This window comes from Yoonia sp., assembly GCF_017854415.1.
GTDB lineage: Bacteria > Pseudomonadota > Alphaproteobacteria > Rhodobacterales > Rhodobacteraceae > Yoonia.
The window spans coordinates 11,465-23,593 of record NZ_JAFMHR010000034.1 but is presented as its reverse complement, the minus strand read 5'-3'; the positions used below and the strand labels follow the sequence as shown (position 1 = coordinate 23,593).

The 12,129-nt window shown below is 56.0% G+C and carries 12 protein-coding genes, 1 tRNA gene, 1 pseudogene and 1 riboswitch; of the genes and pseudogenes, 8 read left to right on the top strand and 6 right to left on the bottom strand.

Translation table 11 applies throughout. The features are described from left to right. Positions 1 to 76 (bottom strand) — tRNA-Lys (locus tag QZ197_RS05905). A gap of 95 nt (positions 77 to 171) precedes the next feature. Between QZ197_RS05905 and dapF the strand changes: the two genes are divergently transcribed. Genes dapF through QZ197_RS05885 form a run of 4 tightly spaced genes read left to right on the top strand, consistent with a single transcriptional unit; the run spans position 172 to position 3,543 of the window. Next, a complete protein-coding gene (gene dapF / locus QZ197_RS05900; protein WP_296430951.1) occupies positions 172 to 987 on the top strand; it encodes a diaminopimelate epimerase in 816 nt (271 codons plus the stop codon). Then, positions 987 to 2,243: a tRNA (N(6)-L-threonylcarbamoyladenosine(37)-C(2))-methylthiotransferase MtaB gene (mtaB, locus tag QZ197_RS05895; protein WP_296430950.1), complete on the top strand. Its 1,257-nt coding sequence runs from the start codon at positions 987 to 989 to the stop codon at positions 2,241 to 2,243. Before dapF ends, mtaB begins: the two co-directional genes overlap by 1 nt. A gap of 41 nt (positions 2,244 to 2,284) precedes the next feature. Further along, entirely contained in the window at positions 2,285 to 2,917 is a 633-nt protein-coding gene (locus tag QZ197_RS05890) for a glutathione S-transferase (protein ID WP_296430949.1), read from the top strand. A gap of 23 nt (positions 2,918 to 2,940) precedes the next feature. Next, a complete protein-coding gene (locus QZ197_RS05885) occupies positions 2,941 to 3,543 on the top strand; it encodes a glutathione S-transferase (RefSeq protein ID WP_296430948.1) in 603 nt (200 codons plus the stop codon). Positions 3,544 to 3,550: 7 nt separating this feature from the next. Here the strand turns inward: QZ197_RS05885 and QZ197_RS05880 are convergent, their stop codons facing one another. Beyond that, positions 3,551 to 4,189, bottom strand: a complete 639-nt coding sequence (locus QZ197_RS05880; RefSeq protein ID WP_296430947.1) for an outer membrane beta-barrel protein — start codon at positions 4,187 to 4,189, stop codon at positions 3,551 to 3,553. Positions 4,190 to 4,614: 425 nt separating this feature from the next. Here QZ197_RS05880 and petA point away from each other — a divergent pair, with 425 nt between their 5' ends. The 3 genes from petA to QZ197_RS05865 are packed head-to-tail and all read left to right on the top strand — an operon-like array spanning position 4,615 to position 7,408. Then, positions 4,615 to 5,172 carry a ubiquinol-cytochrome c reductase iron-sulfur subunit gene (petA, locus tag QZ197_RS05875; protein WP_296430946.1) on the top strand — a complete coding sequence of 186 codons (558 nt, stop codon included), beginning with the start codon at positions 4,615 to 4,617 and terminating at the stop codon, positions 5,170 to 5,172. Positions 5,173 to 5,184: 12 nt separating this feature from the next. Beyond that, positions 5,185 to 6,534 (top strand): cytochrome b N-terminal domain-containing protein, encoded by a 1,350-nt coding sequence (locus QZ197_RS05870; RefSeq protein WP_296430945.1) that lies wholly within the window; start codon positions 5,185 to 5,187, stop codon positions 6,532 to 6,534. A 16-nt stretch (positions 6,535 to 6,550) separates the two neighbouring features. Continuing rightward, positions 6,551 to 7,408, top strand: a complete 858-nt coding sequence (locus tag QZ197_RS05865) for a cytochrome c1 (RefSeq protein WP_296430944.1) — start codon at positions 6,551 to 6,553, stop codon at positions 7,406 to 7,408. A gap of 76 nt (positions 7,409 to 7,484) precedes the next feature. Here QZ197_RS05865 and QZ197_RS05860 read toward each other — a convergent pair whose 3' ends face one another. The 3 genes from QZ197_RS05860 to thiB are packed head-to-tail and all read right to left on the bottom strand — an operon-like array spanning position 7,485 to position 10,658. Beyond that, positions 7,485 to 8,177 (bottom strand): ATP-binding cassette domain-containing protein, encoded by a 693-nt coding sequence (locus QZ197_RS05860; protein WP_296430942.1) that lies wholly within the window; start codon positions 8,175 to 8,177, stop codon positions 7,485 to 7,487. Next, positions 8,164 to 9,693 carry a thiamine/thiamine pyrophosphate ABC transporter permease ThiP gene (locus QZ197_RS05855; protein WP_296430940.1) on the bottom strand — a complete coding sequence of 510 codons (1,530 nt, stop codon included), beginning with the start codon at positions 9,691 to 9,693 and terminating at the stop codon, positions 8,164 to 8,166. Before QZ197_RS05855 ends, QZ197_RS05860 begins: the two co-directional genes overlap by 14 nt. Beyond that, the gene (gene thiB, locus QZ197_RS05850) at positions 9,669 to 10,658 is read right to left on the bottom strand and encodes a thiamine ABC transporter substrate binding subunit (protein ID WP_296430938.1); all 990 of its coding nucleotides are present in this window, start codon (positions 10,656 to 10,658) and stop codon (positions 9,669 to 9,671) included. Before thiB ends, QZ197_RS05855 begins: the two co-directional genes overlap by 25 nt. A gap of 36 nt (positions 10,659 to 10,694) precedes the next feature. Continuing rightward, a riboswitch (TPP riboswitch) is annotated at positions 10,695 to 10,796 on the bottom strand. A gap of 91 nt (positions 10,797 to 10,887) precedes the next feature. Between thiB and aroC the strand changes: the two genes are divergently transcribed. Then, complete coding sequence (gene aroC / locus QZ197_RS05845) at positions 10,888 to 11,991, top strand: chorismate synthase (RefSeq protein ID WP_296430936.1); 1,104 nt, start codon at positions 10,888 to 10,890, stop codon at positions 11,989 to 11,991. 18 nt (positions 11,992 to 12,009) lie between these two features. Here the strand turns inward: aroC and QZ197_RS05840 are convergent. Next, positions 12,010 to 12,129 (bottom strand): annotated as a pseudogene (locus tag QZ197_RS05840) (EamA/RhaT family transporter); the annotation flags it as partial.

Sequence of the window (12,129 nt, the reverse complement as noted above, 5' to 3'; positions counted from 1 at the left end):
TGGTGAGCCGTGATGGGTTCGAACCATCGACCTACTGATTAAAAGTCAGTTGCTCTACCAACTGAGCTAACGGCCCACTAAGCGCGCTAACTAGAAAGACAAAAGGGCGCGGTCAACCCCCAAATGCGGTCACCGCTGGATTAGTCGCACGGCATTGACTATATCGCCGCCATGAACACGCACGACTCATCAATTTTGCCCTTCATGAAGATGCATGGGCTGGGAAACGACTTTGTAGTCGTGGATGAACGGGGAATCACTCCGCGCGTTGATGCAGCCGTAGCAATTGCGATGGCTGACCGACACCGCGGGGTTGGTTTTGATCAGCTTGCGGTTCTCTCGGACACGCCCGATGCGGACGTTCATCTGACCTTTTGGAACAGCGATGGGTCGATCTCTGCGACTTGCGGCAATGCGACACGCTGCATCGCACGTCACCTAATGGATGCCGAAGACCGTGATGCGCTAACCATTACAACAAACCGTGGTGTGCTTATTGCCAAGGATGCAGGCAACGGGCTGACCTCGGTAAACATGGGGCACCCACAACTTAACTGGGACGAAGTCCCTTTGGCCTATGAAATGGACACCCTCGCGTTGCCAATTTCCGGTACGCCAACAGCCACAGGCATGGGCAACCCGCATTGTACATTTTTTGTGGACGACGCCGATGCCGTGGACCTAGCCGCGCGCGGTTCCGAGATTGAGCATCACCCGCTTTATCCGCAGCGCACAAATGTTCAGTTCGCCAGTCTTGTCGGACCAGACCATCTGCGGATGCGGGTTTGGGAACGAGGCGTGGGAATCACTCTGGCCTCTGGTTCATCGTCATGTGCGACAGCAATTGCAGCAGCACGGCGCGGATTGACGGACCGGGATGTGACAATTGATCTGGATGGCGGGACCTTGCAAATCAGCTGGCGTGACGATGGCGTCTGGATGACGGGCCCAACCGCACATGTCTTTGACGGCGTTTGGCGGCTGTGATGAAGATCGCCCCAATCTTTTCCAACCATGGTTGCAGACTGAACGCCTACGAAACCGAGGCAATGAAAGAACTGGCGGCGAGTGCCGGTGTCGACAACGCGATCGTGGTAAATACCTGCGCAGTAACATCAGAGGCCGTCCGCAAAGCCCGCCAAGACATCCGCAAACTGCGCCGCGAACATCCAAACGCTAAGCTGATCGTGACCGGCTGTGCCGCACAGACCGAACCCGCGACCTTCGCCAACATGGACGAAGTCGACGTCGTGTTAGGAAACACCGAAAAGATGGACCCTGCGACATGGGCAGGCATGGCCCCCGACCTGATCGGCCAGACAGAGCCCGTACAGGTCGATGACATCATGTCGGTTACAGAAACTGCAGGGCACCTGATCGACGGCTTTGGCACGCGGAGCCGCGCCTATGTGCAGGTACAAAACGGCTGCGACCACCGCTGCACCTTTTGCATCATACCTTACGGCCGCGGCAATTCGCGGTCGGTTCCGGCGGGTGTCGTCGTCGACCAGATCAAACGACTTGTCGACAAAGGCTATAACGAAGTCGTCCTGACCGGCGTCGACCTGACAAGCTGGGGCGCTGACCTGCCAGCCACTCCTAAGCTGGGTGATTTGGTCATGCGCATTCTAAAACTCGTCCCTGATCTGCCGCGCCTGCGGATCAGCTCTATCGACAGCATCGAAGTCGATGAAAACCTGCTGCAAGCCATCGCGACCGAACCGCGTTTGATGCCGCATCTTCATCTGTCGTTGCAACACGGCGACGATATGATCCTGAAACGCATGAAGCGGCGACACTTGCGGGATGATGCCATCAATTTCTGCCTAGAGGCCCGCAAGCTGCGTCCAGATATGACGTTTGGTGCGGACATTATTGCAGGCTTTCCGACCGAAACTGATGCAATGTTCGCCAACTCTCTGGCGCTGGTCAAAGAATGTGACCTAACGTGGCTGCACGTTTTCCCGTATTCGCCCCGTCCGGGCACGCCGGCGGCAAAGATGCCTGCAGTAAACGGCAAGCTTATCAAAGAACGTGCCGGCAAATTACGTGCGGCGGGGGTGGCGCAAGTAGACCGGCACCTGAATGCACAAACGGGCAAGACCCATCACATCTTGATGGAAAATGCACGCATGGGACGCACCGAACAATTCACCGAAGTCTTGTTCGATACAGACCAACCCGAAAGCCAAATCGTGCGCGCCAAAATCACTGGGTTTGCGGGCCAGCAACTGACCGCCTAACTTCTTCCGAGTATAAATATCCCCGCCGGAGGCATCCAGACATGGCAACTCTACCCATACTTTGGACATTCAGACGCTGCCCTTACGCCATGCGCGCACGCCTTGCGATCCAATCAAGTGGGCGGCAGGTCGCGCTGCAAGAAATCCTACTCAAGGACAAACCCGCACCCTTTCTGGCGGCGTCCCCCAAAGGAACCGTGCCGGTGGTGCAAGATGGCGAAGCTGTCATCGAAGAAAGCCGCGATGTGATGTTGTGGGCGCTGGGCCAAGACGACCCCGAAGGTTGGCTGGATATGCCTGCGCAAGGGTTCACGCTGATCGACACATGTGATGGTCACTTTAAGCAAGCATTGGATTACACAAAATACGCTGTGCGGTTCCCAGACCGCGACGAGGCTGCAGAGCGGGCGAAAGCAATGGTGTTTTTGGTTGATCTCAACGATCGCCTATCGAAGACCGCGTTCCTGATGGGCTCTAACCGCACGCTCGCCGATATGGCAATTCTGCCATTTGTGCGCCAATTCGCTAACACCGACCGCGCATGGTTTGATGCGCAAGGGCTGGATCCATTGACGGCTTGGCTAGATGCATTCTTGGATTCCGACCGGTTTCGCGGTGTGATGAAAAAATATCCGCCTTGGCAAACCGGACAGGATCAGGTTTTGTTTCCTTAACTTACAGACAGGACCCCTAACTCATGCAGCTTTTGATCTCACCTTCTTCGCCGTACGTCCGCAAAACCCGCGTTCTGCTGCGCGAGGCAAATTTGATGGCCACCGTCGAAGAGATCACAGTCAGCACGACCCCCCTCAACTCTGCCCCAGAAGTTATCGCGGCCAACCCACTGGGTAAAATTCCGGCACTTCTGCGCGCTGACGGCCCAGCGATCTATGACAGCCGCGTTATCACGCGGTTTTTGGACGATTTAGCTGGGTCGCAGCTTTATCCTCAAAACAGCATTTGGGAAATTCTCACGCTCGAAGCAACCGCAGATGCCATTATGGACGCCACCGTTTCTATGACCTACGAGATGCGCCTGCGCCCCGAAACAGAGCAGTCACCCAACTGGCTAGAGGTGCAGTGGACCAAAGCAGCCCGCGGTATTGCCGCAGTAAACAGCCGCTGGATGAGCCACCTGACAGGCCCGCTTAACATCGGGCAAATCGGAATGGCCTGCGCGTTGTCCTATATTGACCTGCGTCATGATGCGCGAGGTTGGCGCAATGGCAACGAAGCGCTTGCGCAGTGGCACGCAGAATTCAGCGCCCGCGACAGCATGGTCGCAACCTCCCCAGAGTAGTCAATATTCAAAAATCGAAGCTGACGCCGACGTTCAACGCATTTGTGACAATGTCCGTCTCAAGCGTACCGCCACCATCAAGGTCTGCTTTGTTGGAAGAGTACGTTCCCTTGTATTCGCCAAACACAGACCACTGATCCGTCAGCGGGAAACTCGCACCAGCAATCCATGTCGCCGCAGGCCCTGTTAGCTGATACCCCGATGTTTGCGCAGTACTGCTTGCGACCTCGACGTGCGGTACAGAAATGCCAACACCCCCGCCGACATAGGGGCTGATCGCGCCCATGACGTCACTCCAGCGGCGATAGGCGTTGACCGTTAGTGTGTTCAGACCATCAGTCATCTCGAGCACATCATAACCTTCAGGCAAAGACGCAGCATAAACTTTGTTGTGGGCGAAATCCAATCCAACGCCAAAAGCAGACGACCGCCATCTGGTAGCACGAATACCGTAATAAAGCGGGGCATCAAAAGACAGCCCCTCCCAATCCAGCCTTGCATCAAGAGAGCCCGACAAAGGATCACGAATCAAAACTTCAGATGGCTGCGCAGACTGCGCGCCTGCGTAAAAACTAAGCTCCACCTGAGCGGATGCGCATGCGGGGGCCAAAAGCATAGCAAAGCACAAAGCAAGTGCGCGTTTCATTTCCAAAGTCCTAAGCAGTTCGGGCGAGGTGAGAGAGGTAACGCTTACACGCTCTCAACAATAGCTTAAGTCCCAGTTAATTCGCGCAATGCAAACGTCGCATGATGGACACAGTTTTCATGGAAAATGGGCTTGAATCCGCTGACTTTGGCGAATTTTGAAGGGAAAAATCGCCAAATGGGCCCGAGCAAGACCAAACAGCGCGCCGCGGTCCCCACTTCTGCCCGAAACGAATCCCTCATTTCGGCTTAAGGAATTCTTGTGAATTGAAGCCTATTTATCACGCCAATAGTGCCTGCGCCCGATTGTCTGCTGGACGTCATTGGTTTTGGTGGATAAACAACGGCAAAATTGACTGTCTTTCGTGTCGGTCTACTTTTTCGTGCGGGCAGATACGCCCATTATAAGAATCGGAGATGCACCCCGTGTCACATGCAGATGATCACCAAGGCACACGCCGCGACTTCCTTTACTATGCAACGGCTGGTGCCGGTGTTGTAATATCGGGTGCCGCTGTCTGGCCGCTGGTAAACCAAATGAACCCTTCGGCCGACGTTTTAGCGATGGCCTCGATCCGCGTTGATGTCAGCGCTGTCGATCCAGGCACACAAATTACTGTGCTGTGGCAGGGTAAACCGGTCTTTGTTCGGGCCCGCACCGAGGACGAAATTGCCGAAGCGCGCGCCGTCGATGTCGACAGCTTGCCTGACGCAGACGCCAATAACGCCAACACTGGCGCGGCCCCTGCAACCGATGAAAACCGGGCATTGACCGAAGATGGGGTCTGGCTGGTTCAAATGGGCGTTTGTACGCACCTTGGCTGTGTGCCTTTGGGCGACGCGGGCGACTTTGGTGGTTGGTTCTGCCCTTGCCACGGTTCGCACTACGATACATCCGGTCGGATTCGCCGTGGCCCAGCGCCGCGCAACCTGCCTGTTCCTGTTGCGTCCTTCGTGGACGAAACAACAATTCAACTCGGTTAAGGAGAGAAAGCCATGGGCGGAATTCCCCACGACCATTACGAACCAAAGTCCGACGGCGAAAAGTGGCTGAACAAGCGCTTGCCGATTGTTGGTTTGATTTATGACACTTTGATGCTTCCCACTCCTAAGAACCTGAACTGGATGTGGATCTGGGGTATCGTTCTGGTATTCACACTCGTGCTGCAGATCATCACCGGCGTTGTGCTGGTTATGCACTATGTTCCGCACGTCGATATGGCGTTTGCCTCGGTCGAGCACATCATGCGCGACGTGAATGGCGGCCATATGCTGCGCTACTTCCACATGAACGGCGCATCGCTGTTCTTTGTGGCGGTTTACGCACACATCTTCCGGTCGCTTTACTACGGTTCGTATAAAGCACCACGCGAAGTGACATGGATCATCGGTATGCTGATGTACCTCCTGATGATGGGTACAGCCTTTATGGGCTACGTTCTGCCATGGGGTCAGATGTCTTTCCACGGTACGGCGGTTATCACTGGCCTGTTTGGCGCGATCCCGTTCATTGGTGAATCAGTTCAGATCTGGCTGCTAGGTACGCCTAACGGTGCGATTGCACAGCCTGCGTTGAACCGCTTCTTCTCGCTGCATTATTTGATGCCTTTCATTCTTTTGGGTCTGACAATCGTGCACGTCTGGGCGTTCCATACGACTGGCAACAACAACCCAACTGGTGTTGAAGTACGCCGCACCTCGAAAGAAGACGCCGCGAAAGACACGCTGCCGTTCTGGCCGTACTTCGTGATCAAGGACTTGTTTGCATTGGCGATCATCCTTGCGCTGTTTGTGGCGGTTGTCGGCTTCATGCCAAACTACCTGGGCCACCCGGACAACTACATCCCGGCCAACCCGCTGGTCACACCGTCGCACATTGTGCCTGAGTGGTACTTCTTGCCGTTCTACGCGATCCTGCGTGCATTCGACCAAGAAGTTTGGTTGGTCATTGCTGTAAACTGGCTCACATTCGGCATCGTCGACGCCAAGTTCTTTGGTGTTCTGGCAATGTTTGGTGCGATCGTCGTAATGGCGCTGGCGCCTTGGCTTGATACATCTTCGGTACGGTCCGGCCGCTATCGTCCGATGTTCAAGTGGTGGTTCTGGTTGTTCGCTGTCAACTTCATCTTGCTGATGTGGGTTGGTGCGCGTCCAGCAGAGGGTATCTATCCTTATATTTCGCTGCTTGGTGCAACGTATTGGTTTGCTTACTTCCTCGTCATCCTGCCGCTTTTGGGTGTGATCGAAAAGCCGAACACACCGCCAGCAACCATCGAAGACGACTTTAACGCGCACTACGCGCCGAAGACCGACGGCGCTAAGCCTGTCGCGAACCCGGCCGAGTGAGAAAGGACCAATAGTGATGTTCCGTAAATTAACTCTCACTGCCGCTATGGCGCTTGCCCTCACTGCAGGGCAGGCAACAGCGGCCGAGCTTGAAACAGAAATCACAGACTATGATTTCTCTTTTGAGGGTCCTTTTGGCAGCTTTGACCAAATGCAGCTTCAGCGAGGTCTTCAGGTCTACACTGAAATCTGTGCCGCCTGTCACGGTTTGGAACTTGTTGCATTTCGAAACCTGCATGATGAAGGTGGGCCTGCCCTGCCAGAAGATCAGATGCGCGCTTATGCAGAGTTCTACGAAATCTTCGACCAAGCCCTCTTTGATGGCGAAGGCGACTTTCGTACCGCAACGCCTGCTGACAAGTTCCCCGGGTCGAGCCTTTCAAACGCACCTGACCTAAGCCTGATGGCAAAGGCGCGTGCAGGCTTCCATGGTCCGTACGGTACAGGGATCAGCCAGTTCGTAAACGGCATGGGCGGCGCCGAATATATTGCGTCATTGATGACCGGCTACCACGAAGAACCTGAGTGTGCGCTGGAAGGCGAACCAATGGACGGCTTCTACAACGTCGCATTCGCGGCAGGTGGTTTCCCCGAAAGCTGCAAAGACGATCACGGCAAGCACAAGGTTCCTGGATCTTGGATTGCAATGTCTCAACCGCTTTGGGGTGACGATATTGATTTTGCAGACGGTCACTCGAACGATCTGGAAAACATCTCACAGGACGTCGCTGCATTCCTAATGTGGACAGCCGAGCCTAAGCTTGTTGCGCGTAAGCAAGCGGGTCTGACTGGTGTGTTGTTCCTGACAGTTTTGTCCGTTCTGCTGTACCTGACAAACAAGCGTCTTTGGGCACCGCACAAGCACAAAGACTAAGTCTAATCAGACTAGTTACTACAAAAAAGGCCCGCTTTCTAGCGGGCCTTTTTATTTGAGCGTATCCTGATCCGCCTTACCCCAAATAGGCAGCAAGTGCGGGCGGTGGGTTGTCCAGCAATGTAGCCGTTGAAACCGGCGCAGTTACCACACCATCCGCGACCAACACTGCGCAATCTGCAATGCGCCGCGCATCTGCCGGATCATGGGTCACCATAATCACGGTTTTTCCGGCAGCGTGCAGCTTGCCCTTCACCAAATCCAGCATCTCATCTTTTAGCGCTGGCCCCAGCGCTGAAAACGGTTCATCCAGCAACACAAGCGGCCTGTCAGCAACCAACACCCGCGCCAAGGCAACACGGCTTTGTTGCCCACCAGACAACGCCCCCGGCTTACGATCACCAAACCCTGACAGACCCACCTGTGCCAAAGCCGCCTCGACTTCCGCGAGCTGCGCAGGAGGCAACTTCAAATCCGGGCGCAACCCAAGTCCCACATTCTGTGCAGCAGTGAGATGTGGAAACAGATTGTTGTCCTGAAATAGCATACTAACGGGGCGCGCACCTGGCGCGATGCCCGCGAGGTCTGCCCCATTCCAGGAAATACGCCCACTGGTTGGCGCAAAGAAACCCGCAATCGCCGAAAGAAGCGTTGATTTTCCCGCACCAGATGGACCGATCAGCGCGATGATTTCTGCCTTTGGCAGGGTCATGTCGACTGTCAGCGCAAAATCTCCTTGCGACAGTAGCACATTTTCAAACGTCAGCATTAGCGCGTCCTCCTCGATCACATATCCAAAACAGCAGCAGGCTAAGCGATAATAAAAGCAAAGCCGCACTTGCCGCTGTTTCCATGCGGTAGGCCCCCATCAAACGGTACATTGCCAATGGCAACGTTTCCTCTGCCTGCCCTGCAAAAAGCGCGATGACGCCTAGATCACCCATCGACAAGGCCGCTGCCAACCCCGTAGCAAACCCCAGCGGCTTGCGCATGCGGGGCAAAACGATCAACCGGACCCACGCCCAGCCGCTTATGCCCAATGACTTGCCAAGCCGCCCATAATCAGCGTTGACCTGCGCTGCCGCTGGCCCAATGGCCCGCAATGCGAAAGGCAACGCGAGCGTCGCATTAACCAGAAGCGTAACAAACAGGGCCACATCTGCGGGCCGCACAAATGGAAACACGATCAGGAACGCGCCCGTTCCAACCACTAACCCTGACGCGGCAAGTGGCAATACACCAACGATCGCTGTTAATCCGCCGCCGCGCAATGCCAGCGCCAACGCCATCGACACACATAGAACCGCCGAACCAATAGCGACAGTAATTGAGCGCAGTGCTGCGGCCCAAATCGTATCCGGCAAGTCAAAAATACCGGGCAAACCGCGCAAGACAACCATACCCAAGGGAACTAAAAGGAATAGCGCCGCCGCAATGATCCAAGCATAATCGATCCCCGCGCGGGCCACATCCCAGCGCTGCACGACGCGGTCCATCCCCGCACCTGTCACGTCGTCGGCTGTGATCCGCAAGGCCAGCATAGCGGCCCCAACGCACAGGCCAAACTGGACGCAGGCAAGCAAAGCCGCCTTGCCCAAATCAAAATCAAACCGCACGGCCTGATAGATCGCAAGTTCAATCGTTGTGGCGCGCGGTCCACCGCCCATCGTCAGGGCCACAGCAAAGCTGGTCAGGCAGATCAAAAAGATGACAAGAAACGTGCCGGGCAAGACCACGCGCAACATCGGCCATTCCAGCAATCGCCCGACGGGGGCATTCAATGTTGCCGCCAACCGGAACCTCTCTGACGGGATCGACAGCCATCCTTGCAGGATAAACCGGATCGCCAGCGGTAAATTGAAGAAGACATGCGCCAGAAGAACACCGTGCATGCCAAAAATTGAAACTGGCGAAAAACCAAGGCTGGTCAGAACATCGTTCAACACACCGCCCCGGCCAAAAACAGCAAGAAGGCCAAGAACGGCAACGATCACGGGCAGCAGGAAAGGCGCGCCCAGCAACGTGATAAGCAACTGTCGCCCGCGAAACCTGCGTCGCGCAAGCGCGCGCGCGACAGGAATTGCCAGCACCACGCTGATAGCAGCGGATAGAAGCGCCTGAACAATGGTGAACCGCACCGCCGCCCAGTCGGCAGGCGCAAGCCCGCCAGCCCATTTGGCACGCCAGGCAACCGCGCCCAGCGTGCCAATGGTCAGCAATAGCACCAACGTCGCAGCAGCGACGCTGGGCCAGCGCGGGGTTACTGGGACAAGGCTGTGCGCCATTCGTCCAGCGCGCCATCACGCAGTGCAGCCGCATCTTCAGGCGACAACAAGAGTGATGTCTCAGGCGTCATCAGCGTTTCAAATCCAGCAGGCAGCCCCTCTGCAGGCGTCACCGCGGGATACATCCAGTTTGTCGTAGGGATCACACTTTGGAACGCGTCCGACACGATGAACGCCAAGAATGCGTCTGCCAATTCCGGCTGATCGGTACCTGCAACTTTACCTGCAACTTCGACCTGCATGTAGTGGCCCTCGTCAAAAGCCCAAGCAACCTTGCTGTCGTCCTCTTCGGCGATCAGGTGGTATGCAGGCGATGTGGTGTAAGACAAAACTGCGTCTGCTTCGCCTTCAAGGAACATGCCGTAAGCTTCGGACCAACCTGATGTAACCGTCACGATATTATCGGAAAGGTCAGCCCAAATGGTCGCCGCGTCGTCAGGATAAGCTGTCTTAACCCACATCAGCAGGCCAAGGCCCGGTGTCGATGAACGTGGGTCTTGGATGACGATCTTTAGATCGCTGTCCGCCAAATCACGCAAAGACGTCGCCTGTGCTTCACCTGCATTACCGACGAAAGCAAAATAACCCCAGTCAAATGGCAGGAATTCAGCATCTGTCCATGCGATCGGCAAGTCAAATTCAGCCGCAACACCATGCGGCGCAAAAAGACCTGTTTCGCGGGCTGCTGCGGTCAGGTTCGTATCCAGACCAAGCACGATATCTGCTTCGGTGCGCGGACCTTCCAGCTGAAGTCGCGCAAGCAACGCGGCACCATCGCCGGTACCCACAAATTGCAAATCACAGGCGCAGTTGGCCTCGAATGCGGCTTCAATCGCAGGGCCAGGGCCCCATTCGGTCACGAAACTGTCGTAAGTCATAACTTGCAGTACTGGGGTCTCGGCCAATGCGCTTGTGGCGCAAAGGGCAAGTCCCGCAGCAAGTGGTAGATAGGTCGTATTCTTCATCGTATCCTCCAAATGCGACGGGCGGAAATGGGGGATAGCACCATGCTAAACCTTCCCTCCGCCGGTCCTAACCGGTTCAGGTTCTACGGGTCCGCATTTCTGCAATCTCAGCCTAGTTAGGCCCCCCGAGGTGCGATCTAGCTAGTCGGGAATACGCATAGGGGCAAGGGAAACCTCTTGAGCCTTATTGTCACGCCCGCTAGACCCACAGGACAAAAGGGAGACGCCCATGTCGATCAACAGCTTTGGACACCTCTACCGCTTCACCACTTGGGGCGAGAGCCACGGACCCGCCTTGGGTGCCACAGTTGACGGCTGCCCGCCCGGCGTGCCGCTTGAAGCTGCCATGATCCAGCAATGGCTTGATAAGCGGCGTCCCGGTTTGAACAAAAATACAACCCAGCGGAATGAGGCCGACGCGGTGAAAATCCTGTCCGGCGTGTACGAGGGCAAGACGACAGGAACACCGATCCAGTTGATGATTGAAAACACTGACCAGCGCTCGAAGGACTACGGTGATATCCTTAATACATTTCGTCCTGGACATGCCGACATAACCTACCACCAGAAATACGGCCTGCGCGACCCGCGAGGCGGCGGGCGGTCCTCTGCGCGCGAAACGGCGTCACGTGTGGCGGCTGGCGGTGTTGCCCGCGAGGCGATTGCCGCGATTGCGCCCGATGTGCAGATCAAAGGCTATATGACCCAAATGGGCACCAAGCAGATCGACCGCGCCAAGGTTGATTGGGACCAGATCGACCAAAACGATTTCTTCTGTCCGGACACTGAAGCGGCGGCGGAATGGAACGACTATCTGGCATGGCTGCGTAAGGATGATCACAACTCGGTTGGGGCAATCATCGAAGTCGTCGCCCGCGGTGTCCCCGCAGGCATCGGTGCACCTGTTTACGCCAAGTTAGACACTGATTTGGCCGCCGCAATGATGTCTATCAACGCGGTCAAAGGCGTGGAGATCGGCGAAGGTATGGCAGCGGCCAGCCTGACAGGCCGCGACAATGCAGACGAGATTTTCATGGGACCGAACGGGCCGGAATATTCTTCAAATCATGCCGGCGGCATCCTTGGTGGGATCAGCACAGGACAGGATATTGTCGTCCGCTTTGCGGTCAAGCCAACGTCGTCAATCCTAAGCCCGCGCAGGTCGATCCGCATGGACGGATCGGCGACCGAAGTTATTACCAAGGGCCGTCATGATCCTTGCGTCGGTATCCGCGCCGTACCGGTAGGCGAGGCGATGATGGCGTGTGTGATCCTTGATCACCTGCTGCTGGATCGCGGGCAAACCGGGGGCGTGCGCGGTCAAATCGGGTAAGGTGGATCACGAACTAATTTACTGTCTGGACAACTGCACAGCCAAAATACCGCCTGCGATAATCGCAACACCAACCACGTCTAGCATTCCGATCCGCTCGCCCAAAAGCGTCGCTGCAATCGCGACACCCAAGAACGG

What these genes read in the sequence shown, in the direction of transcription:
- dapF (WP_296430951.1), top strand. Translation starts at nt 172, where the DNA reads ATGAACACGCACGACTCATCAATTTTGCCCTTCATGAAGATGCATGGG.
- QZ197_RS05880 (WP_296430947.1), bottom strand. Translation starts at nt 4,189, where the DNA reads ATGAAACGCGCACTTGCTTTGTGCTTTGCTATGCTTTTGGCCCCCGCA.
- QZ197_RS05860 (WP_296430942.1), bottom strand. Translation starts at nt 8,177, where the DNA reads ATGCTGACGTTTGAAAATGTGCTACTGTCGCAAGGAGATTTTGCGCTG.
- QZ197_RS05865 (WP_296430944.1), top strand. Translation starts at nt 6,551, where the DNA reads ATGTTCCGTAAATTAACTCTCACTGCCGCTATGGCGCTTGCCCTCACT.
- mtaB (WP_296430950.1), top strand. Translation starts at nt 987, where the DNA reads ATGAAGATCGCCCCAATCTTTTCCAACCATGGTTGCAGACTGAACGCC.
- QZ197_RS05855 (WP_296430940.1), bottom strand. Translation starts at nt 9,693, where the DNA reads ATGGCGCACAGCCTTGTCCCAGTAACCCCGCGCTGGCCCAGCGTCGCT.
- QZ197_RS05870 (WP_296430945.1), top strand. Translation starts at nt 5,185, where the DNA reads ATGGGCGGAATTCCCCACGACCATTACGAACCAAAGTCCGACGGCGAA.
- QZ197_RS05890 (WP_296430949.1), top strand. Translation starts at nt 2,285, where the DNA reads ATGGCAACTCTACCCATACTTTGGACATTCAGACGCTGCCCTTACGCC.
- QZ197_RS05885 (WP_296430948.1), top strand. Translation starts at nt 2,941, where the DNA reads ATGCAGCTTTTGATCTCACCTTCTTCGCCGTACGTCCGCAAAACCCGC.
- aroC (WP_296430936.1), top strand. Translation starts at nt 10,888, where the DNA reads ATGTCGATCAACAGCTTTGGACACCTCTACCGCTTCACCACTTGGGGC.
- thiB (WP_296430938.1), bottom strand. Translation starts at nt 10,658, where the DNA reads ATGAAGAATACGACCTATCTACCACTTGCTGCGGGACTTGCCCTTTGC.